We start from the raw sequence: 22,101 nt of genomic DNA, 5'->3' as shown, positions 1-22,101 counted from the left end.
GCGTCCCCCGCGCCGGACGGGCTCCCGGCGAGGAGGCGCCCTGAGAGGCTCCCCCGGCCCGGCGGCGCGACGGAACGTCCACGGTCGGGCATGGAATCTCGTCGCGGCCCGTTCCGCGTCGACCGGAGGCCGGACGTTCGGCAGGATCGGCGCGTCCACCACCCCTCGCAGGAAAGAAAGAAAAGGAACACCATGACGGACACCAACTCCCTGGACCCGACGGCAGCGCACTCGCGCTCCCTCCCCCCGCGGATCGACTCGACCCGCGGGGGGCCCGCCCGGCGGACGATCATGTCGGGTGCGGCCTGGTCCGTCCCCGTCGTCGCCGCGGCGGTCGCGACCCCCGCGGCCGCCGCGTCCACCGGCCTCACCCTCGCCTTCGACGCCCCGGCGTACTCCTTCCCCGCCTGCACCACGAGAACGGTCTCCGTCCTCGCCACGACCAACGGCGCTCCCGCTGCCGGCGACACGGTCACCATCACTCTCCCCGCCGGCCTGACCAGCGGCGGCGCGCAGACCGTCAGGGCGACGACCGGCGCGGACGGACGCGTGAGCATCCCGGTCACGGCCGGGAACGTGGCGCAGAACGGCATCACCCTCTCCGCCGTCTCCGGCGCCGCGGGCGCGACGGCGACCGCGAGCACCACCGCGACCACGGGGACCGCCGTCCGGTACGTCACCGACGGCGGACGGACGACGACGGAGTCGAACGGCAACGTGCCCTCGGGAGCCAAGACCGTCGGACCCCGGTACTACCTGACGGAGTCGGGCGAGCTCTATCACGGCGGGGGGCGGATCGCGCGCGGCGTCACGAGCGTCCAGGGCTTCCGCGACGAGCAGAACCGCGACGTCGCCGACTTCGTCGTCGACGGCGTCTTCTACCGCTTCGTCACCGGAGACGCCGCGCCGAAGGCCATCGGGAGCGGCGTGCCGGCCGGATCGACGGTCCATGCGCCCGCCTTCTACGTCACACCGAACGGCGAGCTGCGGCGCGCCGGCGGAGCCCTCGTGACCACCGGAGTGACGAGCGCGGACTCCTTCCGCGACCAGAGCAACAACGACGTCATCGACGTGATCGTCGGCTCGGAGCTCGTCCGCTACATCTCCTCCACGAAGAACCAGGTCTACGCCAGGAACGTTCCGGCAGGATCGACGGCCTTGGCGCCCTCGTACCACCTGACGCCGGACGGGCGCCTCTTCAACAGCAGCATCCTGGTCGCCACCGGGGTGACCAGTGCCGACGCCTACCGCGATCGACAGAACCGTGACGTCGTGGACGTGATCCAGAACGGCGCTCTCGTCCGGTACGGCGCGTTCGCGGACAGGACGCAGCCGCAGATCCGCGTCGCCTCCGGTGTGCCCTCCGACGCCACCATCTTCGCGCCGGACGCCTACGTGACCCGGGACGGCAGGGCCTTCGTCAGCGGCGTGCTGGTCGCCACCGGAGTCTCCTCGGCGTTCGGATTCCTCGACGTGCAGAACCGCAACGTGCTCGACACGATGACCAACGTCCTGTGCCCGTGACGCACGGGATCGGCCGCTGATCCGGTCCTGCCCCGCCGCACGCGGGTCCGAGGGAGGCGTCCCACGGGTCCCTGTGCGGCGGGACAGGACCAGTCCGTCCTCGGGATGCAGCGTCCTCCAGAAGCGCGGACGCACCTGCCGCGAACCGCGCGGAGCGGACGCACCGGTCCGGTCGAGGACGGCTCGTCACGGAGGGCTCGTCGGGGTCAGCCGCCGGCGAACGGCGGCAGGACGTCGACCGCGGCATCGGGACGCAGCGGCGTGGCCCTGTCCGCGGTCGACACGCCGTCGACCAGGTAGGTGCACCGTGCGAGCACGTCGGCGGCCGAGGGCGCGGAGGCGACGAGTCTCTCCTCGAGAGCGCCCAGGTCGGGCACCTCGTCGAGCTCGTCGGAACCACGGCCGAGGGCGGCCTTGGCCGCCGCGAAGTAGCGGACCCGCATGCTCATCCGCCGATCGCGCTCATCGTGCGCTCGGGCTGCACGAAGCCCGCCCGGTTCATCTCGTGTCCCGCGGGCTTGGCCCACATCGCCCCGCGCCAGAGCTGGGCGACCTCGTGGTCGTCCGCGCCCGCGCGCATCGGGCCGAGCAGGTCCGTCTCCTCGTTCGAGAAGAGGCAGCTGCGGACACCGCCCTCGGCGGTGAGCCGGGTGCGGCGGCAGTCGTCGCAGAAGTTCTCGGTGACTGACGCGATGATCCCCACCTGGCCGAGCACCTCGGACCCCCCGGCCTCGCGGACGTCGAAGAGCTCGGCGGGGGCGCCGTCACGGGGGGCCGCGTGCGGGCTGAGCGAGAAGCGCTCCGAGAGCAGCGCCCGGATGTCCGCGGCGGTGATCATGGTCGCGCGGTCCCAGCCGTGGTCGGCGTCGAGCGCCATCTGCTCGATGAAGCGGAGCTGGTGGCCTCCCGCGAGGGCCCAGGCGAGCAGCTCCGGGGCCTCGTGGTCGTTGATCCCGGGCAGGAGCACCGCGTTGATCTTGGTCTGGTCCAGGCCGGCGGGACCGAGCGCGTCGATGCCCGCGAGCACGCGGTCGAGGAACGGGCGACGGGTGACCTTCGCGAAGGTCTCGGCGCAGATGGAGTCGAGCGAGACGTTGACGCGGTTCAGACCGGCGTCGGCGAGCGCCGCCGCCCGACCCGACAGGCCGATCGCGTTCGTGGTGAGCGAGATCTCGGGGCGCGGGTCGAGGGAGGCGACGTCGCGGATGATGTCGACGAGGTCCTTGCGCAGGAGCGGCTCGCCGCCGGTGAAGCGGATCTGGCGGACGCCGAACTGCTCCACGGCGATGCGCGCGAGGCGGAGGATCTCCTCGCGGCTGAGGAGGGACGCGGGCGGCTGGAACGGCAGGCCCTCCGCCGGCATGCAGTAGGTGCAGCGCAGATTGCACTTGTCCGTCAGCGAGATCCGCAGATCGTCCGCGACGCGCCCGTAGGTGTCCAGGAGGAGCGGGGTGGCGGGGCGGTCGGCCGGGAGGACCGCGCTGCGCTGTCGGGGCCGGAAGCCCGGGATCCCCAGTGCTGTGCTCATCCGCTCACACTACGCCGCGGAACCGGGCGCGACCCGGCAAGATGGACTCGGTCCCGCCGCCGGTCGGGCTCCGCCGCTCGCGAGAGGACACGATGACCTCGATCGACCTGCACGCCGCCCGGGTGCGGGCGCTGCTCGCGCCGCTGGCCACGCGGGGCGCCCGCGAGACGCTGAGCCTGGAGCCGGCCGCCGTCGCCGCCGATCCGGGCGCGTACGACCGGCGGGTCCTCGCCCTCTCCGTCGACTCCCCGCTCGACCTGCCGCGCTTCGACAACTCGCAGATGGACGGCTTCGCGGTGCGGGCGGCCGACCTCGACGCGGCGGCGCCGGAGCATCCCGTCGCCCTGCCCGTCTCGGCGCCGATCCCGGCGGGCGACCGGGCGCCGCGGCACGAGCCCGGCACGGCGACACCGATCATGACCGGCTCGCCGCTGCCGGAGGGGGCCGACGCCGTCGTCCCGGTCGAGCGCGTCGATCCTCCGCGCTTCCCCGCGGAGGGCAGCGTCGCCTTCGCGCACCCGGTGGTGCCGGCGACCTTCGTCCGAGCCCGGGGCAGCGACGCCCGCCGCGGCGAGCTCGCCCTCCCGGCCGGCACTGTCCTCCGCGCGGCCCACTACGGACTCCTCGCCTCCCTCGGGCTGACCGAGGCGGAGGTGCTGCCGCGACTCCGGGTGCTCGTCGTCCCCACCGGCAACGAGATCCGTCCCGCAGGCGCCGTCCTCGAGGAGGCGCAGATCCACGACGCGAACGGCGCCCTGCTGGCCGAGGCCGTCCGCGAGGCGGGCGCGCTGCCCGTCGTCGCCGCCTGCACGAGCGACCGGGCCGAGGACCTCCTGGCGCTGCTCGAGGAGCACGCGGGCGCGGCCGACCTGGTGATCACGGTCGGCGGCGTCAGCGCGGGCGCCTACGAGGTCGTCCGCGACGCGCTCGGCCCGGCGGGCTCGGAGTTCGGCCACGTCGAGATGCAGCCGGGCGGCCCGCAGGGCCTCGGTCTCGTGCGCGTGGCCGAGGGGCTGCACCTGCCGGTGGTCTCGCTTCCCGGGAACCCGGTGAGCGCCCTGGTCTCGTTCGAGGTGTTCCTCCGGCCTGTGCTGCGCTCGCTCGCGGGACGGACGCCCGCCGAGCGGCCGCGGCTCCGTGCGCGCCTCGGCACGGCGCTCGACTCGCCCGCGCACCTGCACCAGATCCGCCGCGGAGTCCTCGACGACGAGGGCCTCGTGCACCCGGTGGGCGGGCCCGGCTCGCACCTGCTGGCGTCCTACGCCCGCTCCACCGTGCTCATCCACGTCCCCGTCGGGACGGACCACGCAGCGACCGGCGACACGGTCGAGATCTGGAGGATCGATGACTGAGAGCGATCGTCTCACCCATGTGCGCGGCGACGGAGCCGTGCACATGGTCGATGTGAGCGCGAAAGAGGTCACGGCGCGCACCGCCGTCGCCGAGGGCTACGTCGAGACCTCGCCCGAGGTGGTGCGGCTCCTCGAGCAGGGCGAGCTGCCCAAGGGCGAAGCGCTCGGCGTGGCGCGGATCGCCGGGATCCTCGGCGCGAAGGCGACCTCGACCCTCATCCCGCTCTGCCACCCGCTGGCGCTGGACGGCGTCGACGTGGACCTCGAGCCGCAGGACGGCCGTGTCCGGATCGAGGCGCGCGTGCGCACGACCGGGCGCACCGGCGTCGAGATGGAGGCGCTGACCGCGGTCAGCGTGGCCGCCCTCACGGTCTACGACATGATCAAGGCGGTCGATCGCGGTGCCGCGATCACCGGTATCCGTGTGCTCGCGAAGGCGGGCGGGAGGAGCGGCTCGTGGACGAGCGGAGGAACCCCGTGACGCGGCGGGCGGTGGCGGTCGTCGCCTCCACCCGTGCCGCCTCCGGCGTGTACGAGGACCGGACGGGACCGGCGCTCGAGGCCTGGTTCACCACCCGCGGCTGGGAGTCCCGGGTGGTCGTCGTGGCCGACGGCGACGCGGTGGGCGAGGCGATCGCCGACGCGATCGCCAGCGGAGTCGACGTGGTCGTGACCACCGGCGGGACGGGCGTCGCCCCGAGCGACGTCACCCCGGAGCAGACCGCTCCCCTCCTGGAGCGGCCCCTGCCAGGCCTCGCCGAGGCGGTGCGCGCCAAGGGCGCCGCCCACGTCCCGACCGCCGTGCTCAGCCGCGGGCTCGCCGGCGTCAGCGGCCGCACCGTCGTGGTGAACCTCCCCGGCTCTCCCGGCGGCGTCCGCGACGGGATCGACGTGCTCGACCCGGTGATCGGGCACCTCCTCGATCAGCTCGGAGGCGGCGACCATGCCCGCTGAGCCGGTCGCCCTCGCCCGGCTCGCGGCCGAGGCCATCACCGTCGACGAGTGCGAGCAGGCGGTCGACTCCCCGACGCACGGCGCCGTCGTGACCTTCGCGGGCGTCGTCCGCGACCACGACGAGGGCCGCGGCGTGCTCCGGCTGTCCTACGAGGCGCACCCGGACGCCCCCGCCGCACTCCTCGCCTCCGCCCGCCGCATCGCCGACCGCTGGCCCGACGTCCGAATCGCCGCCGTGCACCGGGTCGGCGACCTCGTGGTCGGCGACCTCGCCCTCGCCTGCGCCGTGGCCTCGGCCCACCGCGCGGCGGCCTTCGAAGCCTGCGCGGCACTGGTCGACGACATCAAGGCGTCGGTGCCGATCTGGAAGGAGCAGTCCTTCGTCGACGGCAGCTCGGAGTGGGTCGCGAGCCTCGGCTGATCTTCCTTCGAGCCCGTCCCCGCCGGGCTCGGCGCGGTCGGCCGGAGAGGGTGGTCACGTTTCGCAGAGCGGGGAGCGATCGCCTAGATCGATCCGCTGGCACGCGGATCGATCGTTCGGCTCGGGGGGAGAGCGAGGGGGTGGAGGGTCGACATCGGGAGGTCGCCCACTGATCCGCAAGGTCGGGGCCCGGAGTGGGACGCAGCGGATGGCGGATCCGCCGGAGGGACGGGGAGCGGAGCCGCGGCAGGACGGGGTGGGGAAACACGGGCGTCACACGGGTGGGGTTCACTGGGGGGAGACGCCCGACGGGCGCGGGACGGAGGCGCGGCATGGACCTGAACACGATCCAGCGCGTCCGGGTGGTGCGCGAGCGCTCCGAGCTGGCGGGCCGCGGGCCGCGCTCAGCGGTCATCGGAGGCGGCTCCTGGGTGTTCTCCCTCCCCCACGACCACCTCGACGAGCTCCTCGATCTGCAGGGATTCGCGTGGGAGCCGATCGTGCGCACGGACGCCGGGCTCTCGATCGCAGCGACCTGCACGCTCAGCGAGCTCGCCGCGATGCCCGACGCGGGCGCCACCGCCCATCCGCTCTTCTTCCAGTGCTGCACGGCCCTGCTGGGCTCCTTCAAGATCTGGAACGTCGCCACTGTCGGCGGCAACATCGCCAACGCCCTGCCCGCAGGACCGATGATCAGCCTCGCCGCCGCGCTCGACGCCACCGCCCTCGTCTGGCGGGCCGACGGCTCGGACGTCGCCGTGCCGGTCGCCGAGCTCGTGACCGGAAACATGACCACCTCCCTGGCCCGGGACGACGTCATCCGCTCGATCGAGTTCCCGCTCTCCTCCCTCCGGGCGCGCACCGCGTTCCGCAAGACGGCGCTCTCCCCTCTCGGACGCTCCGGCGCCGTCGTCATCGGCCGCCTCGACACCGACGGCGCGTTCGTGCTCACGATCACCGCGGCGACCGTCCGGCCGGAGCTGCTCCGCTTCGCCGCCGTTCCCTCCTCGGCCGAGCTCGCCGCGGCCGTCGACGGCGTCGCGACCTGGTTCACCGACCCGCACGGAGCCGCCGACTGGCGCCACGCCGTCGTCCACGTGCTCGCCGAGGAGATCCGCACCGAGCTGACCGGAGGCGCCCGATGAGGTTCACCGTCAACGGGGAGCCGGTCGACGCCTCCCCCCGCCCCGGCCAGGTGCTGCGCACCCTCCTCCGCGACCACGAGCACTTCGAGGTGAAGAAGGGGTGCGACGCCGGCGACTGCGGCGCCTGCTCCGTCCTCGTCGACGGGACGCCGTTCCACTCCTGCCTCTACCCCGCCCACCGCGTCGAGGGCCGCGAGGTGACGACCGCGGCCGGCCTCGGCACGCCCGAGGAGCCGAGCGCGGTGCAGGAGGCGTTCGTCGAGGCCGGCGCGTTCCAGTGCGGCTTCTGCACGGCCGGCATGGTGGTCACGGCCACGGCGCTCGACGGAGTCCGCGCCGCGGACGTGCCGCGGCTGATGAAGGGCAACCTCTGCCGGTGCACGGGCTACCGCCCCATCCGCGAGGCCGTGACGGGCGCCTGCGCGTCCGGGCACGGCGCGCACGCGGCCGAGCCGTCCGGCGCGGATCGCACGGAGGCCCCGGCCCGCGGACGGCACGCGGCCCCGCCGTCGGGTCTCACCCCCGTCCGCCGCACCGGTCGCCCGTCGGCCGAGGAGTCCCGGGTCGGCCGCTCGCTCGGCGCGCCCGCCGGCCGGCGGATCGTCCAGGGCCGCGAGCCGTTCACCCTCGACGTCGCCGTGCCCGGCCTGCTGCACCTGAAGGTCGTCCAAAGCCCGCACGCCCACGCGCGCATCCGCTCGATCGACACGTCCGCCGCCTGCGCGATGCGGGGCGTCGTCGCGGTCCTCACCGCCGAGGACGTCCCGGACGTCCTCTACTCCACCGCCCGCCACGAGTCCCGGCTCGACGACCCGGACGACACCCGCATGCTCGACACCGTCGTCCGGTTCCGCGGGCAGCGCGTGGCCGTGGTGGTCGCGGAGTCGGTGGCCGAGGCGGAGGCGGCCTGCCGCGCCGTCGAGGTCGACTACGAGGTGCTGCCCGCCGTCTTCGACCCGGAGGAGGCGCGCTCCCCCGGCGCGCCGCTCCTGCACGCCGACAAGGATCCGATCGCCTCGCGCATCGCCCGGCCGGAGGCGAACGTCGTCGCGGAGCTCCACGGAGAGTACGGCGACGTGGCCGCCGGACTCGCGGAGGCCGACGTGATCGTCGAGGGCCGGTACTCGACCTCCCGGGTCGCGCACACGGCGCTCGAGACCCACGGCACCATCGGCTGGCTCGAGGGCGGAGACCTGGTGCTGCGGACCTCGACGCAGGTGCCCTTCCTCGTGCGCGACGAGATCGCGCGCCTGTTCGACCGCGATCCGTCGACCGTCCGCGTCTTCACGGCACGGGTGGGCGGCGGCTTCGGCGGCAAGCAGGAGATCCTGACGGAGGACGTCGTCGCCCTCGCCGTGCTCGCCACCGGCCGGCCCGTGCAGTTCGAGTTCACCCGGAGCGACGAGTTCACGATGGCCCCCTGCCGACACCCGATGCGGGTCGGCGTCACGCTCGGCGCCCGGCGCGACGGACGGCTGACCGCCCTCGCCGTGGACGTGCTCTCGGACACCGGCGCCTACGGCAACCACGGACCCGGCGTGATGTTCCACGGCACCTCGGAGTCGGTCGCCGTCTACAGCGCGCCCAGCAAGCGCGTCGACGCGCAGGCCGTCTACACGAACAACCTCCCCTCGGGGGCGTTCCGCGGCTACGGCCTCGGGCAGGTGGTCTTCGGCATCGAGTCGGCGATGGACGATCTCGCCCGCGAGCTCGGGATCGACCCGTTCGAGCTGCGGCGGATCAACGCGGTGCGCCCGGGCGAGCCGCTGGTGGTCACGCACGTCGAGGGCGACGACATCGGCTTCGCCTCCTACGGGCTCGACCAGTGCCTCGACCTCACCGAGGCGGCACTGGCCGGCGGCGGCGGCTCCCCCGCCCCCGACGGACCGGGGTGGCGGACCGGGCAGGGCGCGGCACTGGCGATGATCGCCACCATCCCACCGCGGGGCCACTTCTCGGAGGCGACCGTCACCGTCGACGCCGCGGGCGTGCTGACCATCGGCGTCGGCACGGCCGAGTTCGGCAACGGGACGACCACCGTGCACACGCAGCTGGTGGCGAGCGCCTTCCGCGCCTCCGCCGACCGGGTGCGGATCCGCCAGTCCGACACGGACGCGGCCCGCTACGACACCGGAGCGTTCGGCAGCGCCGGCACGGTCGTCGCGGGCAAGGCCGTCCACTCGGCCGCGACGCGCCTCCTCGCGGAGCTGCAGGCGCTCGCCAAGCGGCTGACCGGGCACGACGAGACCTTCGAGCCCGACGACGAGGGCCTGCTCGCTCCGGACGGCACCCGGGTCGCGTTCGCCGATCTGGTCCGCGCGGCCGGCGGACCGGTCACCGCGACCGGGAGCGAGGACGGCGCTCAGCGCTCGCTCGCGTTCAACGTCCAGGGCTTCCGCGTCGCGGTGCACGAGCCGACGGGCGAGGTGCGGATCCTGCAGTCGGTCCAGGCGGCCGACGCCGGCTTCGTGATCAACCCGGCGCAGTGCCGCGGGCAGGTCGAGGGCGGAGTGGCGCAGGCGATCGGCTCGGCGCTCTACGAGGAGGTGATCCTCGACGGCGAGGGCACCGTGACCACGGCGATCCTCCGGAACTACCACATCCCGCAGATGGCGGACGTGCCCGAGACCGAGGTGCTCTTCGCAGACACCGCCGACGAGCTCGGGCCGTTCGGCGCGAAGTCGATGAGCGAGGCGCCCTACAACCCGGTCGCCCCCGCACTCGCCAACGCCGTCCGCGACGCGATCGGCGTGAGGCCGACCGAGCTGCCGCTCTCCCGCGACCGGATCTGGAGGCTCCTGCACCCGGACGCCGCCCCGGTCGCTACCGTCGACGCGGAGGCGCCGCCCGGTTGAACGACGACGAGCTGAGCGCCGATCGGCTGCCGCAGCTCAGACGCGCGAGGCCAGCTCCGTGCTCGCCCGGGCGACCTCGCGGGCGATCGCGTCCTCGTCCGCGTTCACCAGCCGTCCCTCCCGCACCGTCGGGCGACCCTGCACCAGGAGCAGGCTCAGCGGGGGCTGCGCTCCGAGCGCGAGGGCCGCGACCGGGTCCGCGATGCCCGCGTGCTCGATCCCGTCGATCCGCCAGAGCGCGAGGTCGGCGAGCTTGCCGACCTCGATCGAGCCGATCTCGTCCTGCCGGCCGAGCACCCGGGCCCCGCCGATGGTGGCGACCGAGAGCGCCTGCCGGGCGCTCATCCGGTCGGCGCCGGCGCGCAGGCGGTTCATCAGCACCGCGGCGCGGATCTCGGAGCCGAGCTGACCGGACTCGTTCGACGCCGCGCCGTCCACGCCGAGGCCGACCGGGGCTCCCGCCGCCAGCAGCTGCGGGATCGGCGCGATGCCCGCCGCGAGCCGGCCGTTCGAGGACGGGCAGTGCGCGACTCCGGTGCCCGTGGCCGCGAACTTCGCGATCGCGTCGGCGTCGAGGTGGACGCAGTGCGCCATCCAGACGTCGTCGCCGAGCCAGCCGAGCGACTCCAGGTGGTCGGTGGGCGAGAGTCCGAACGCCTCCTGCGTGTAGGCGTCCTCCTCCACGGTCTCGGAGCCGTGGGTGTGCAGCCGGACCCCGAGCTGACGGGCGAGGACGGCCGACTCTCGCAGCAGGTCGGTGGTCACCGAGAAGGGCGAGCACGGGGCGATCGCGACCCGCACCATCGCGTCGGCGGAGGCGTCGTGGTACCGCTGGACCGCCTCTCCGCTGGCCTGGAGCGCGGCCGCCGTGGTCTCGACGGCGAAGTCCGGCGGGAGGCCGCCCCGGGACTCGCCGAGGTCCATCGACCCGCGGGTCGCGTGCAGCCGGAGGCCGAGGGCGCCGGCCGCGTCGACGATGCCGCCGACGATGTCGCCGGAGCCCCGCGGGAAGACGTAGTGGTGGTCGGCGACGGTGCTGCAGCCGGACCGGGCGAGGACGCCCATCGCGCCGAGGGCGGCGGAGCGGGTCAGGTCGGCGTCGATGCGGGACCAGGCGGGGTAGAGCGCGACGAGCCAGTCGAAGAGGATCGAGTCCTGCGCCCAGCCGCGGGTGAGCCACTGGTAGAGGTGGTGGTGCGTGTTGACGAGCCCGGGAGTGAGCAGGTGGCCGCGGCCGTCGACCCGCGTGAGCGCGATCGCCTCCTGCGCCGGCAGGCCCGTCGGGGACCGTCCGTCGAGGGCCCACGCCGGAGGGTCGCCGGCTCCGACGGCGACGATGCGGGAGTCGTCGACGACGACGTGGCCGACGGGGTGCTCGGTCCCGTGCGCGTCGACGGTGGCGACGTGGGCTCCGGTGAGGACGTGGCGCTGCATGCCCCGAGCATGGCAGCGCGGTGTTTCGCGGCCGTTTCCCGCCGGAGTGCGATCAGGCCTGCGCGATCACGACGGCGCGTGGTCAGGGAAGGACGTGCGGCTCAGCGCGCCGCGTGGATCGGGCCCGAGCGCCCCGCGAGCGGCTCCCCGGACGTCGCCGTGCGCGCGGCGAGGACCTCCGCGAGGATCGACACGGCCGTCTCCTCCGGCGTCGACGCGCCGATGTCCAGGCCGATCGGCGAGTGCAGGCGGGCGAGCGCCTCCTCCGTCACTCCCGCCTCGCGCAGCAGCCGCAGCCGCCGCTCGTGGGTGCGCCGCGATCCCATCGCGCCGACGTAGGCGACCGGGAGCGCGAGCGCGGTCTCGAGCAGCGGGATGTCGAACTTCTCGTCGTGCGTGAGCACCGCGATCACGGTGCGCGAGTCGACCTCGGCGCGGGCGAGGTGGTCGGACGGCCACTCGACCACGACCTCGTCGGCGCCGGGGAAGCGCTCGGCGGTCGCGAACACCGGACGCGCGTCGCAGACGGTCACGCGGTAGCCGAGCAGGGATCCGGCGGAGCAGAGCGCGGCGGAGAAGTCGACGGCGCCGTAGATCAGCAGGCGCGGCCGCTCCGCGTGCACGATGTAGGCGATCTCGAGCTCGGCGCTCCGGCAGGCGGTCTCGACCGTGGCCGAGCGGCCGGAGGCCAGGCGCGCCTCGCGCTCGGCGAGGATGCGGCGGGCGGTGTCCTCGTTCAGGTGCGGGCCGACGACGTCCTGGAGGCGCGTCGCTCCGGTGAGGACGAGGCCGATCAGCTCCTCCGGGCCGCCGACGACGATCGCCAGCGCGGCCGAGCGGCCGGCGCGGGCGGCGCGCAGCTCGGCGAGGACCGCGGTGGAGCCGGAGTCGACGACCTGGCCGAACACGCGCAGCTGCCCCCCGCAGGACAGGCCCGCGGCGAAGGCCGCCTCGTCGTCGAAGCCGAAGTGCTCGGACGCGCTGCCCGAGGTGCCGAGCACCTCCTGGGCCAGCGCGTACGCCTGCGCCTCGACGCAGCCGCCGGAGATCGAGCCGATCGCGCGCCCCTCCGCGTCCACCGCCATCGAGGAGCCGAGAGCGCGGGGAGCCGAACCGAAGACGTGCGTGACCGTGACGACCGCGACGCTCCCGCCCGCCTCGACGCGCTCGAGCAGGGGGTCGGCGATGTCGAGCACGACGGCCTCCTCTTCTCGGACGGGAGGCGACGGCGCCGGGGCTGCGGGGAGGCCGGGCGGAGCCGCCGACGGGCGCTCACACGCAGGAAACATGCCGAGTATAGGGTCGATCCATGCCTGACGACGCTCCCTTCCTCGACCTCGTGATCCGCGCCTCCGACGTGCTGACCGAGAACGGCCGGCGTCCGGCCAGCATCGCGATCGCCGAGGGCCTGATCGTCGCGGTCGGCGAGCGGGACGCCCCCTGGCGGACCACGGAGGAGATCGTCCTCCCCGAGGGCCAGGTCCTGATCCCGGGGATCGTCGACACCCACGTGCACGTCAACGAACCGGGCCGCACGGAGTGGGAGGGCTTCGCCTCCGCCACCCGCGCGGCCGCCGCCGGGGGCGTCACCACGATCATCGACATGCCGCTGAACTCGATTCCGCCGACCACCACGGTGGCGGGGCTCGAGGCCAAGCGCGCGGCCGCCGGGCCGCAGGCGCAGGTGGACGTCGGCTTCTGGGGCGGGGCGATCCCCTCGAACCTCGGCACGCTGCGCGAGCTCCACGACGCGGGCGTCTTCGGCTTCAAGTGCTTCCTCTCGCCGAGCGGCGTGGACGAGTTCCCGCACCTGAGCCGGGAGCAGCTCGTCGAGGCGATGCGCGAGATCGCCGCCTTCGACGGACTGCTGATCGTGCACGCCGAGGACCCGGCCGAGCTGAAGGCGAGCGCGCTGGAGCCCGGCGCCTCCTACGGCGCGTTCGTCGACTCCCGCCCGCCCGCCTCCGAGCGCAGCGCGATCCTGCACGTGATCGAGGCCGTCCGCGAGACCGGCTGCCGCGCGCACATCCTGCACCTCTCCTCCGCCGACGCGCTGCCGCTCCTGCGCGAGGCGAAGGCCGAGGGGCTGCCGATCACCGCCGAGACCTGCCCGCACTACCTCACCTTCGACGCCGGCTCGATCCCCGACGGCGGCACGCAGTTCAAGTGCTGCCCGCCGATCCGCGACGAGCGCAATCGCGAGCTGCTCTGGAAGGGGCTGCTCGACGGGACGATCGACATCATCGCCTCGGACCACTCCCCCGCCACCGCCGAGCTGAAGCTCCCCGCCGGCGGCGACTTCGGCGTCGCCTGGGGCGGGATCTCGGGACTCGAGCTGAGCTTCCGCGCGGTCTGGACCGGGGCCCGCGAGCGGGGCATCCCGCTCGAGCAGGTCGTCGCCTGGATGTCCACGGCGACCGCCGCGTTCGCCGGGCTCGGCCAGAAGGGCCTGCTGCACGCGGGATCCGACGCCGACCTGGTCGCGTTCGACCCGGAGTCGCAGTGGCGCGTGGACGTCGACGCCCTCTCGCACCGGAACCCCGTCTCGGCCTACGAGGGCCGCGTCCTCCGCGGCGCCGTCGCCGCCACCTGGGTCGGCGGCCGCCGCGTCACCGCCGCGACGGTCCCGCCCGCCGGGCGCCTCCTCAGCCGCCCCTGACCTCGACCCGCCGATGCCCCGCCTCCCTGACGACACCTCGGGGAACTCCCCCGCTCACGCCGAGCGCCGCCGTGTCATCGGCAGGTTTCGAGCGTGTGAACGGAGGCGGGTCGGAGCCGCGGAGCGGGCGGATCGCACAAGACTCGGAGTCCCGGCGGCGGCTCCTCGGGATGCTCCGCCGGTGCGCGGAGCCCCCGGCAGGCGCGAGGCTGGCAGACGGGCTCGCAGGAGCCGCGAGCAGGACGGTCACCACCGCGTGACCGGGCCCGGCCGCACGGAACGGACAGGAGCGGACATGTCGATCATCCTCGGGGACCACCAGTACGGGAAGGCCGAGAACCGCGTCGTGCGGATCTACCGCGAGACCCCGCGGCACGAGATCCACGACGTCAACGTCTCCACGGCCCTCCGCGGCGACTTCGAGGCCGCGCACCGAGAGGGCGACCAGTCGGCCGTCCTGCCCACGGACACGCAGAAGCAGACGGCGTACGCCTTCGCCAAGGAGAAGGGCCTGCGCTCGATCGAGCCCTACGGCCTCGAGCTGGCCCGCCACTTCGTCGACGGCTACGAGCCCGTCCACGGCGCCCGCATCGAGATCGAGGAGTTCGCCTGGGAGCGCGTGCTGGTGGACGGGCGCGAGCACGACCACACCTGGGTCCGGAAGGGCCAGGAGACGCGGATCGCGTCGGTCACGGTCGAGGGCTCGGGCGACGAGCGGCGGATCTGGATCACCGGCGGCTTCAAGGACCTCACGATCCTGAAGTCCACGGGGAGCGAGTTCCACGGCTTCCTCACCGACCCGTACACGGTCCTCCAGCCGACGAACGACCGGGTGATGGCGACCTCGCTGGTCGCGAAGTGGCGCTTCGCCCTGAGCGAGGACGAGATCGCGGCGATGGACTGGGAGGCGGTCTACGCGGGCGTCAAGGCGCTCATGACGAGCCGCTTCGCGACCGTGCACTCCCTCGCCCTCCAGCAGACGCTCTTCGAGATGGGGAAGACGGTCCTGGAGGAGTACCCGCAGATCGTCGAGATCCGTCTCTCCGCGCCGAACAAGCACCACTTCGTCTACGACCTGTCGCCCTTCGGCGTCGAGAACGACAACGAGGTCTTCCACGCCGCCGACCGCCCCTACGGGCTGATCCAGGCGAGCGTCACCCGCGACGACGCGCCGCCCGCGGGATCCGCCTGGACCGCCTACACGGGCCTGGTGTGACCGGCGCCGGGGGCGTCCACCGGGGGCACGTGCTGCACGTCGCCGGGGGTGCGACGCTCACGACCGCGCGGGAGTCGCTGGTGTCGATCCCGGACGGCGCTCTCGCCGTGGACGAGGACGGCACGATCGCCTGGGTCGGTCCGTACCGCGAGCTGCCGGACCGCTTCGCGCTCCTGCCGGTCTCCGGCGACGCCGCGTCGATCCTGCTGCCCGGCTTCGTCGACGCGCACGTGCACTTCCCCCAGACGTTCTCGACCGACGGCTTCGGCGGCGGCCAGCTGCTCGAGTGGCTCGACCGGACGGTGTTCCCCGCGGAGGCGCGGCTCGCCGACCCGGAGTTCGCCGACGTCGTCGCGCGCGCCTTCACCCGGCGGCGGGTGGCCGCGGGCACGACCGCCGCGATGGTCTTCGGCTCCGCGTTCCCGGCCGCGCAGGACGCCCTCTTCGAGCGCAGCCGCGAGGCGGGGCTGCGGATCGTGTCGGGGCGCGGCATCCAGACCACGGGCCCGGCCTCGGCGGCTCCCCTGATCACCTCCGAGGAGGAGGCGCTGACGCTCGCGTCGGAGGAGATCGACCGCTGGCACGGGAGGGACCCGCTCCTGCAGGTCGCGCTCGTCCCGCGGTTCTCGCTGTCCGTCACTCCCCGGACCCTCGGAGCGCTCGGCGACCTCTACGACGACGTCCGCGGACGCGGCGTCTACGTGCACAGCCACCTCAACGAGAACGACCGGCCCGGCGACGGCGAGATCGCCGCCGTGCTCGGCGCGTACGGCACCCGCAGCTACCTCGACACCTACGACGGGCTCTTCCTCCCCGGCTCCGCGCGCGGAGGCTCCTCCCTCCTCGGGCCGCGCACGATCCTCGCCCACGCCGTGCACTGCCAGGACGCGGAGCTGCACCGGATGGAGGAGACCGGCACCTCGATCGCCCACTGCCCGACCTCGCAGCAGTTCCTCGGCTCCGGCACCATGCCCTGGCGCCGGACCGTCGCCTCGGGGGTCACCGTCGCCCTCGGTTCGGACGTGGGCGCGGGCGACGAGTGGCTGCTGGCGCGAGTGGCGAACGACGCCTTCAAGGTGCACCTCTCGGAGCCCGGCGACGCGGCCGTCGCCCTGCATCCGGCCGAGCTCCTGTTCACGGCGACGCTCGCCGGCGCGCGGGCGCTCGACCAGGAGGACCGGTTCGGCAGCCTCGACCCCGGGAAGGACGCGGACTTCCTCCGCATCGAGCCCGACCGGTGGGAGCCGCTCGCCGACGTCCTCGCCCACGGGGTCCGCGCGGACGACGAGGAGGAGGCGACGGCCCAGCTGCTCTTCGCCCTGCTGATGACCCTGCGCGAGCCGGCGATCGCCGCGGTGCACGTCCGGGGCAGGCGGATCGTGGCTCCGGAGTGACGGGGCCGGCCCGGGAAGCGCGGTGCGGACCGCGCGCACCCGGCCGTCAGCGCAGGCGCAGCGCCAGGAACAGGTCGGCGCGGTCCGCGGTGTCCGACAGGTCGCGCTGCGTCAGCTCCTCCACCCTCGCGATGCGGTACCGCACCGTGTTCAGGTGCAGGTGCGTCTGCTCCGCCGTGCGCACCCACGAGCCGCCGCAGTCGAGGAACGCCGCGAGCGTGGCGACCAGCTGCGAGCCGTAGCGCGCGTCGTGCTCGACGAGCCGCCCGAGCACCAGCTCGACGAACACCGAGCGCAGGTGGTCGGGGACCGCGCTCAGCAGCTGCACGGCGGAGGTGACCTCCCCGGAGTCGCTGACCCGCACCGGAGCGTCGTCGCCCGGAGAGCCCGGCAGCAGCATCCCGTAGCGTGCCGAGCGGAGGGCGCCGCCGAGCGCGGGCAGCGGAGTCGCGGCGCTCGTCCCGACGCGCAGCACGGCGCCCGGCCACGCGGCTCCCGCTCGTCGCAGCGCCGAGGTGACGACGGCGAGCGGATCCGCGCCGGTGGGGATCGCATCGGTCGCCTCGGTGGGCAGCACCGCCACCGCGCAGCCCTCGGCGTCGCGTCCGACCACGGCGCGGCCCAGGTGCGCGGCGGCGTCGACCAGGACACGGCGCGCCAGGTCCGGGGGCGCGTCGCCCTCGAACTCGGCGGCGACCACGGCGCACCGCCCGGCGCCGCCGAGTCCGAGCTGCCGCAGGTACACCGCGGCCTCGGGCTGCTCGCTGTCCTCCTCCACGAGCTCGAGCAGGCGGTCGGCGAGAGCGGAGTCGGCCGAGAGCGCCGCCTCCCGCTGCAGCCGGTAGACCCCCACGACTCCGGCGAGCTCCGTCACGGCGTCGAGTACTGCGGCGGGCCAGTCGTTCCAGTCGCCCCCGACGACGACCAGCCAGGAGGTGGCGCGGTGCTCGCCCGCGCCTGCGACGGTGAGGACCGACAGGGCGCCGCCGCGGGCGTCCGCGACCACGACCGGGCTGCGCCGGGCCGTGAGCGCCGCGTGCACGACCCGCTCGATCTCCCCCAGCCCCAGGGGCGAGGCGGAGGCCGCGGTCCGGCCGGTCGCGGTCAGCACCGACACGGGGAGTCCGAGCTCGCGCGAGGTGCGCGTAACGAGCTCGTCGAGCTGCTGCCCCCGGTAGACCTCGGTCAGCAGCTCCCGCTGGCGGGCGAGGGCGGCCGTCAGCCGGGCCACGCGGTCGCCGGCGAGGGCGTTCGACAGGTGCGCCGTGATCGCGCCGAACGACACATCGGCCGGCACGGCGATCAGCGGGACGTCGTGCTCGCGGCAGGCGACGACGAGGTCGTCCGGCACGAAGCCCAGCAGCCCCTCGCCGGCGAGCAGAGCGCTGGCACCCGAGTCCGCGACCGCGGCGACGAAGGCCGCGCTGTCCTGGGCGTCCCGACGCCAGACCAGACCTGTCAGCACCAGCTGGTCGCGCGAGATGTAGCGGCGCGGATCGAGGAGGTCGGTCGTGAAGATGCCGTCGACCGGCCGGGCGAGCGCCCCGTCGCCGGCGACCAGCACGCGCAGCCGCAGCTGCGGCGCGTCGAGGACGTCCTGCAGCTGCATCAGCTGCCCCGGTAGGTCGAGTAGGCGAAGGGACTGAGCAGGAGCGGGATGTGGAAGTGCGCCTCCTCGTCGTCGAGGCGGAAGGCGACGACGACCTCGGGGTAGAACGACTCGGTGCCCGAGGCGGCGAACCAGGCGCCGGTGTCGAAGACGACCCGGTGGACCCCGGCGGCCAGGCGCTCCGGCCCGAAGGCCGCCACGCGGCCGTCGTCGTCGGTGCGGGCCTCGGCGAGGCGCTCCCAGCCGGAGCCGACACGGGCGTCGAGAGCCACCGGGACGCCGCGTGCGGGGCGGCCGCGGACGGCGTCGAGCACGTGGGTGGTGACGCGGCTGGCGTGCCCGCTCATCGTGCGGCCTCCGCCCGGACGAGGCGCCCGTCGTCGAGGCCGCGGACGCGCAGCACCGTGATCTCCCGCAGCTGCTCCGCGACGATGCGGGCCTCCGTCTCGTCGTCGAGCCCGAGCCTCCGCTCCAGCTCCGCGACGACCTCGGCCCGGTCGCGGCCGGCCGCGCGGAGGAGGAACACGCGCCCGAACCGCTCCTCGTAGGCGCGGTTGCCGGCCAGCAGCCGCCGGGTCAGCTCCTCGTCGCCCGTGCGGCTCGCCGCCTGCTCCGCGGCCGAGAACGCGGAGGAGCGCCCCGCGCCCGCGTGCCGCTCGCCGATCCGGGGGTGGTCGGCCAGCGCCGCCTCCACCTCCTCCTCGGTGAGCGTGCGCGCGGCCCGCTCGGCCGCGTCGGCGAGCGCGTCGGCCGACGGGTAGGGCGCGCCGGAGGCGACCTCGTCGGCCCAGCGGGGGACGGCGAGGCACGCGAGCAGCACGTCGCGGGCGGTCTCGGATCGGGTGTCGGTCATGCGGTCTCCTTCGTCCGGCGGAGCAGGGGCTCGGCCTGCGGCACGATGGTCGGATGGATCTGGTCGGGAGTCGGGACCTCGTCGGGCTGGTGCTCGCGGCGGGTGCGGGGCGCCGGGCGGGCGGCCCGAAGGCGCTGCGGTGCGACGCGGCGGGAGTTCCCTGGGTGGAGCGGGCCGTCGAGAGGCTCCGCGCGGTGGGCTGCGAGCGGGTGCTCGTGGTCCTGGGCGCGGAGGCCGGACGGGCGCGCCTCCTGGTGCCGCCGTCCGCGGACGTGGTCGTCGCGGCGGAGTGGGAGAGCGGCCTCTCGGCGTCGCTCCGCGCGGGTCTCGCCGCGGCCGAGGGCGTCGCCGCGCTGGTCGCCCTGGTCGACCTGCCCGAGGAGCCGCCGAGCGTGGGGGCCCGGCTGCTCGCGGAGGCGCCGGTCGCGCCGGACGTGCTCGCCCGCGCGGTCTTCCGCGGTCGGCCCGGTCATCCGGTGCTGGTGGGACGGGACCACTGGCCGGAGCTCCTCGAGGGCGTGCACGGCGACTCCGGCGCGCGCGACCTGCTCCGCGCGAGGGGCGCGCGCGGGGTGGAGTGCGGCGATCTGTGGTCGGGAGCCGACCGCGACGGGCCGGACTGAGCGGTTCACGCCAGGCCCGCGTCGTCGAGGGCGGCGGCCAGCGCCCGCCAGGCCAGCGTCGCGCAGACGGAGCGGACGGGGTTGCCCGCCACCGCGAGCAGCGCCTGCTCCTCGCCGGCGAGTGCACCCTCCCGGTGCGCCATCGCCGCGAGGAACGCGTCGATCCGCTCCCGCATGTCCGACGCCGGCAGCCCGTCGAGACCGTCCGCGAGCAGCGACGCGGATCCCCGCGAGACCTCGCACCCCCGCCCGCTCCAGGCGAGGCGCACCTGCTCCGCGCCGCCGTCGACGCGCAGCTCGATCCGGTCGCCGCAGGTGGGGGTGATCAGCTCGGCCCGGCCGAGGGCCGGAGTCGGGTCGGCCTGCCCGACGGGGTCCTTGGCGTGCGCGCGGATCAGCTCCGCCGCCTCGCTCACGGCCGGTCCTCCAGCTCGGCGAGCTCCGCGTAGGCCGTGCTGATCCCGGCGATCCGCTCGCGCGACTCCCTCGGCGACGCCCCGAGCACTCCGGAGGCCACGAGCGCGACCGCGCTCATCGCCGATGCGTAGCTGTCCAGCGCCGTGCCGCTGTCGACCGGGCACTCCAGCCAGACCGCCGCGTGCTCCGCGTAGCGCCGGGCGGGCGGATCCGCGAGGAGCACCACGGGCACCTCGCGCGCGGCGAGCGTCCCGATCAGGGCCGTGAAGGAGGCGGGGCGGCGGCGGAAGCCGACCAGCACCACGACGTCCTCGGCTCCGAGCCCCTCGAGCTCCTCACCGAGCGACTGGCCGGGCTGCGGGGCGATCCGGACGCGTCCGCGCGCCTGCGCGAGCTGCTGGCGCAGGTGCAGCGCCACCGGGTAGCTGTTGCGCAGTCCGATCACGACGACCTCGCGTGCTCCCGCGATCAGCCGCACCGCCTCCTCCAGCCGCCCGTCGCCGAACGCGGCGGCCAGCCGGGCCAGGTTCGCCCGCTCGCTCTCGAGGTGCGCGGCGAGCGGATCCCCCTGTCCCTGCGCGGGACCGACCGGCACACCGGAGGACCGCAGCGCCCGGGCGTGCTCGCGCACCTCCTGCGAGTTCGAGAACCCCAGGCGGCGGAACAGCCGCGAGACCGTGGCCTTGGACACTCCGCTGTGCTGGGCGAGCTCGGTCGCCGTGTAGACGGCCAGGTCGCCGAGGTGGTCGAGGATGAAGTCGGCCGCCCGCTGCTCCTGCCGCGACAGCGCGGCGTAGCCGGCATCGATGCGGTGACCGATGCTCGTCGAGGGGGCCGGGGCGGGGGTCACGCGGTCGGCGTCCCGTCGGCGAGCGCCAGCACGGCCGCCTCGAACGCGTCGAGCGCGGTCGCGACGTCGGCCTCGGTCACGTTCTCGTCCGGGTGGTGGCTGACGCCGCCCTCGCAGCGGAGGAAGAGCATCGCGTACTCGGCGAGGTCGGCGACCGCCATCGCGTCGTGGCCGGCCTTGGAGAACAGCACCATCGGCTCCGCGTCCCCGGTCGCGCGGATGCCCGCGCGCACGACGTCCTGCAGCCGAGAGGAGGCGACGACCGCGGGGGCCGAATGGGTCTCCTCCACCGTCAGCGCGAGACGGCGGCGCGACGCCGACTCCGACATCGCGTGCTCGATGGCGTCCCACGCCGTGTCGCGCTGGGCGTCGGTCTCGGCGCGGAGGTCGAGGCTGAACTCGACCCGGCCGGGGATGACGTTGACCGCGCCCGGGAAGGTCTCGAGCCGGCCGACCGTGGCGATCACGCCCTGCTCCCGCGCGATGCGCTCCACCGCGAGCACGGCCTCGGCCGCCCCGGTGAGCGCGTCGCGGCGGCGGTCGAGCGGAACTCCGCCCGCGTGCCCGGCCTTGCCGGTGAGGGTGAGCGCGAAGCGGCGGGCGCCCGCTATCGAGGAGACCACGGCGAGGGCGCGGTCAGCCTCCTCCAGGTAGGGGCCCTGCTCGATGTGCGCCTCGAGGTAGGCGAGAACGTCCTGCGCGTCGCGCGCGGCGGTGCGGATGCGCGAGGGGTCCAGCCCGAACTCATGGAACGCCTCGACGAGCGTCGTCCCGTCGGCGTCCTCGAGCTCCCACCAGTGCTCGTCCCAGGTGCCGGCGAGGGCGCGGGAGCCGAGGAGCGCTGTGCCGAAGCGGGTGCCCTCCTCGTCGCCGAACGCGACGACCTCGACGGCGAACGGCAGGCGCCGGCCCGCCCCCTGCAGGCGCGACACCACGGCGATCGCGAGCATCACGCCGAGGATCCCGTCGTAGCGGCCCGCGTCGGGCACCGTGTCGAGGTGCGAGCCGAGCAGGAGCGCCGGGAGTCCCGGAGTCGCGCCCTCGTAGCGGCCGCACTGGTTGCCGGCCGCGTCCTGCCAGGTGCGCATACCCGCCTCGGTCATCCAACGCGCGGCCATCGCGTTCACCCGGGCGTGCTCGGGCGAGAGGTAGACCCGCTCGATGCCGTCGCGGCTGGAGGAGACCGCGGCGAGCTCGTCGCAGCGGGCCATGATCGCGGCGGCGTCGAGCGGGTCTACCTCTCGCCCGAGCACGCCCGGGTGAACGC

Annotated in this window: 21 protein-coding genes; 11 read left to right on the top strand and 10 right to left on the bottom strand. The window is 74.8% G+C overall.

Annotation, left to right across the window (positions count from 1 at the left end):
- The first annotated feature begins 192 nt into the window (after window positions 1–192).
- The gene (locus tag C5C69_RS03870) at window positions 193–1,524 is read left to right on the top strand and encodes a hypothetical protein (RefSeq protein ID WP_104257350.1); all 1,332 of its coding nucleotides are present in this window, start codon (window positions 193–195) and stop codon (window positions 1,522–1,524) included.
- 206 nt (window positions 1,525–1,730) lie between these two features.
- Here the strand turns inward: C5C69_RS03870 and C5C69_RS03865 are convergent, their stop codons facing one another.
- Both C5C69_RS03865 and moaA read right to left on the bottom strand, forming a co-directional pair.
- Complete coding sequence (locus C5C69_RS03865; protein ID WP_104223924.1) at window positions 1,731–1,973, bottom strand: MoaD/ThiS family protein; 243 nt, start codon at window positions 1,971–1,973, stop codon at window positions 1,731–1,733.
- The gene (gene moaA / locus C5C69_RS03860) at window positions 1,970–3,052 is read right to left on the bottom strand and encodes a GTP 3',8-cyclase MoaA (protein WP_104226889.1); all 1,083 of its coding nucleotides are present in this window, start codon (window positions 3,050–3,052) and stop codon (window positions 1,970–1,972) included. The genes C5C69_RS03865 and moaA overlap by 4 nt, the downstream gene beginning before the upstream one ends.
- A 92-nt stretch (window positions 3,053–3,144) precedes the next feature.
- Here moaA and glp point away from each other — a divergent pair, with 92 nt between their 5' ends.
- The 6 genes from glp (at window position 3,145) to C5C69_RS03830 (ending at window position 9,779) form a co-directional block, all read left to right on the top strand.
- Window positions 3,145–4,404: a gephyrin-like molybdotransferase Glp gene (gene glp / locus C5C69_RS03855; protein WP_104257399.1), complete on the top strand. Its 1,260-nt coding sequence runs from the start codon at window positions 3,145–3,147 to the stop codon at window positions 4,402–4,404.
- Window positions 4,397–4,885, top strand: a complete 489-nt coding sequence (gene moaC / locus C5C69_RS03850; protein ID WP_104232482.1) for a cyclic pyranopterin monophosphate synthase MoaC — start codon at window positions 4,397–4,399, stop codon at window positions 4,883–4,885. The genes glp and moaC overlap by 8 nt, the downstream gene beginning before the upstream one ends.
- Window positions 4,861–5,358, top strand: coding sequence for a molybdenum cofactor biosynthesis protein B (locus C5C69_RS03845; RefSeq protein ID WP_258062296.1), 498 nt, complete (start codon window positions 4,861–4,863; stop codon window positions 5,356–5,358). Before moaC ends, C5C69_RS03845 begins: the two co-directional genes overlap by 25 nt.
- Window positions 5,348–5,779, top strand: coding sequence for a molybdenum cofactor biosynthesis protein MoaE (locus C5C69_RS03840; protein WP_104247639.1), 432 nt, complete (start codon window positions 5,348–5,350; stop codon window positions 5,777–5,779). Before C5C69_RS03845 ends, C5C69_RS03840 begins: the two co-directional genes overlap by 11 nt.
- A gap of 332 nt (window positions 5,780–6,111) precedes the next feature.
- Window positions 6,112–6,924: an FAD binding domain-containing protein gene (locus tag C5C69_RS03835; RefSeq protein WP_104257349.1), complete on the top strand. Its 813-nt coding sequence runs from the start codon at window positions 6,112–6,114 to the stop codon at window positions 6,922–6,924.
- A complete protein-coding gene (locus C5C69_RS03830) occupies window positions 6,921–9,779 on the top strand; it encodes a molybdopterin cofactor-binding domain-containing protein (RefSeq protein ID WP_104257348.1) in 2,859 nt (952 codons plus the stop codon). The genes C5C69_RS03835 and C5C69_RS03830 overlap by 4 nt, the downstream gene beginning before the upstream one ends.
- A gap of 36 nt (window positions 9,780–9,815) precedes the next feature.
- Here C5C69_RS03830 and C5C69_RS03825 read toward each other — a convergent pair whose 3' ends face one another.
- Together C5C69_RS03825 and C5C69_RS03820 are read right to left on the bottom strand one after the other, a co-directional pair.
- On the bottom strand, window positions 9,816–11,213 hold the full coding sequence (locus C5C69_RS03825; RefSeq protein ID WP_104257347.1) for an 8-oxoguanine deaminase: 1,398 nt from the start codon (window positions 11,211–11,213) through the stop codon (window positions 9,816–9,818).
- Between the two features lie 101 nt (window positions 11,214–11,314).
- Window positions 11,315–12,409: an XdhC family protein gene (locus C5C69_RS03820; protein ID WP_104257346.1), complete on the bottom strand. Its 1,095-nt coding sequence runs from the start codon at window positions 12,407–12,409 to the stop codon at window positions 11,315–11,317.
- Window positions 12,410–12,522: 113 nt separating this feature from the next.
- On the opposite strand from C5C69_RS03820, the gene allB reads away from it, so the two are divergent.
- The 3 genes from allB to C5C69_RS03805 all read left to right on the top strand — a co-directional run bounded on the left by allB (window position 12,523) and on the right by C5C69_RS03805 (window position 16,482).
- Window positions 12,523–13,872 carry an allantoinase AllB gene (allB, locus tag C5C69_RS03815; RefSeq protein WP_104257345.1) on the top strand — a complete coding sequence of 450 codons (1,350 nt, stop codon included), beginning with the start codon at window positions 12,523–12,525 and terminating at the stop codon, window positions 13,870–13,872.
- Window positions 13,873–14,167: 295 nt separating this feature from the next.
- Window positions 14,168–15,088, top strand: a complete 921-nt coding sequence (pucL, locus tag C5C69_RS03810) for a factor-independent urate hydroxylase (RefSeq protein WP_104257344.1) — start codon at window positions 14,168–14,170, stop codon at window positions 15,086–15,088.
- A complete protein-coding gene (locus tag C5C69_RS03805; protein ID WP_104257343.1) occupies window positions 15,085–16,482 on the top strand; it encodes an amidohydrolase family protein in 1,398 nt (465 codons plus the stop codon). The genes pucL and C5C69_RS03805 overlap by 4 nt, the downstream gene beginning before the upstream one ends.
- Window positions 16,483–16,528: 46 nt before the next feature.
- On the opposite strand, the gene C5C69_RS03800 is transcribed toward C5C69_RS03805, so the two are convergent.
- Genes C5C69_RS03800 through uraD form a run of 3 tightly spaced genes read right to left on the bottom strand, consistent with a single transcriptional unit; the run spans window position 16,529 to window position 18,944 of the window.
- Window positions 16,529–18,091, bottom strand: a complete 1,563-nt coding sequence (locus tag C5C69_RS03800; RefSeq protein WP_104257342.1) for a PucR family transcriptional regulator — start codon at window positions 18,089–18,091, stop codon at window positions 16,529–16,531.
- On the bottom strand, window positions 18,091–18,438 hold the full coding sequence (uraH, locus tag C5C69_RS03795; protein WP_104223494.1) for a hydroxyisourate hydrolase: 348 nt from the start codon (window positions 18,436–18,438) through the stop codon (window positions 18,091–18,093). Before uraH ends, C5C69_RS03800 begins: the two co-directional genes overlap by 1 nt.
- Window positions 18,435–18,944: a 2-oxo-4-hydroxy-4-carboxy-5-ureidoimidazoline decarboxylase gene (gene uraD, locus C5C69_RS03790; RefSeq protein WP_104234584.1), complete on the bottom strand. Its 510-nt coding sequence runs from the start codon at window positions 18,942–18,944 to the stop codon at window positions 18,435–18,437. The genes uraH and uraD overlap by 4 nt, the downstream gene beginning before the upstream one ends.
- A gap of 53 nt (window positions 18,945–18,997) precedes the next feature.
- Here uraD and C5C69_RS03785 point away from each other — a divergent pair, with 53 nt between their 5' ends.
- Window positions 18,998–19,567, top strand: a complete 570-nt coding sequence (locus tag C5C69_RS03785; RefSeq protein ID WP_104257341.1) for an NTP transferase domain-containing protein — start codon at window positions 18,998–19,000, stop codon at window positions 19,565–19,567.
- Between the two features lie 5 nt (window positions 19,568–19,572).
- On the opposite strand, the gene C5C69_RS03780 is transcribed toward C5C69_RS03785, so the two are convergent.
- From C5C69_RS03780 to C5C69_RS03770, 3 genes are read right to left on the bottom strand one after another with little or no spacing between them, the layout of a single operon-like run.
- The gene (locus C5C69_RS03780; protein ID WP_104223491.1) at window positions 19,573–19,983 is read right to left on the bottom strand and encodes an iron-sulfur cluster assembly scaffold protein; all 411 of its coding nucleotides are present in this window, start codon (window positions 19,981–19,983) and stop codon (window positions 19,573–19,575) included.
- Complete coding sequence (locus tag C5C69_RS03775) at window positions 19,980–20,834, bottom strand: MurR/RpiR family transcriptional regulator (protein WP_219812337.1); 855 nt, start codon at window positions 20,832–20,834, stop codon at window positions 19,980–19,982. Before C5C69_RS03775 ends, C5C69_RS03780 begins: the two co-directional genes overlap by 4 nt.
- Window positions 20,831–22,045, bottom strand: a complete 1,215-nt coding sequence (locus tag C5C69_RS03770; RefSeq protein ID WP_258067489.1) for an allantoate amidohydrolase — start codon at window positions 22,043–22,045, stop codon at window positions 20,831–20,833. The genes C5C69_RS03775 and C5C69_RS03770 overlap by 4 nt, the downstream gene beginning before the upstream one ends.
- Between the last annotated feature and the right edge of the window lie 56 nt (window positions 22,046–22,101).

Source organism: Rathayibacter sp. AY1C7 (assembly GCF_002931865.1).
Classification (GTDB): Bacteria; Actinomycetota; Actinomycetes; order Actinomycetales; family Microbacteriaceae; genus Rathayibacter.
The sequence above is the reverse complement of the archived record's forward strand: the minus strand, read 5'-3'. Positions and strand labels throughout refer to the sequence as shown.

Bases quoted from the DNA above. Each gene is read 5' to 3' on its own strand.
- C5C69_RS03870 (WP_104257350.1), top strand. From the start codon at position 193: ATGACGGACACCAACTCCCTGGACCCGACGGCAGCGCACTCGCGCTCC.
- C5C69_RS03865 (WP_104223924.1), bottom strand. From the start codon at position 1,973: ATGAGCATGCGGGTCCGCTACTTCGCGGCGGCCAAGGCCGCCCTCGGC.
- moaA (WP_104226889.1), bottom strand. From the start codon at position 3,052: ATGAGCACAGCACTGGGGATCCCGGGCTTCCGGCCCCGACAGCGCAGC.
- glp (WP_104257399.1), top strand. From the start codon at position 3,145: ATGACCTCGATCGACCTGCACGCCGCCCGGGTGCGGGCGCTGCTCGCG.
- moaC (WP_104232482.1), top strand. From the start codon at position 4,397: ATGACTGAGAGCGATCGTCTCACCCATGTGCGCGGCGACGGAGCCGTG.
- C5C69_RS03840 (WP_104247639.1), top strand. From the start codon at position 5,348: ATGCCCGCTGAGCCGGTCGCCCTCGCCCGGCTCGCGGCCGAGGCCATC.
- C5C69_RS03835 (WP_104257349.1), top strand. From the start codon at position 6,112: ATGGACCTGAACACGATCCAGCGCGTCCGGGTGGTGCGCGAGCGCTCC.
- C5C69_RS03830 (WP_104257348.1), top strand. From the start codon at position 6,921: ATGAGGTTCACCGTCAACGGGGAGCCGGTCGACGCCTCCCCCCGCCCC.
- C5C69_RS03825 (WP_104257347.1), bottom strand. From the start codon at position 11,213: ATGCAGCGCCACGTCCTCACCGGAGCCCACGTCGCCACCGTCGACGCG.
- allB (WP_104257345.1), top strand. From the start codon at position 12,523: ATGCCTGACGACGCTCCCTTCCTCGACCTCGTGATCCGCGCCTCCGAC.
- pucL (WP_104257344.1), top strand. From the start codon at position 14,168: ATGTCGATCATCCTCGGGGACCACCAGTACGGGAAGGCCGAGAACCGC.
- C5C69_RS03800 (WP_104257342.1), bottom strand. From the start codon at position 18,091: ATGCAGCTGCAGGACGTCCTCGACGCGCCGCAGCTGCGGCTGCGCGTG.
- uraH (WP_104223494.1), bottom strand. From the start codon at position 18,438: ATGAGCGGGCACGCCAGCCGCGTCACCACCCACGTGCTCGACGCCGTC.
- uraD (WP_104234584.1), bottom strand. From the start codon at position 18,944: ATGACCGACACCCGATCCGAGACCGCCCGCGACGTGCTGCTCGCGTGC.
- C5C69_RS03785 (WP_104257341.1), top strand. From the start codon at position 18,998: ATGGATCTGGTCGGGAGTCGGGACCTCGTCGGGCTGGTGCTCGCGGCG.
- C5C69_RS03770 (WP_258067489.1), bottom strand. From the start codon at position 22,045: ATGGCCCGCTGCGACGAGCTCGCCGCGGTCTCCTCCAGCCGCGACGGC.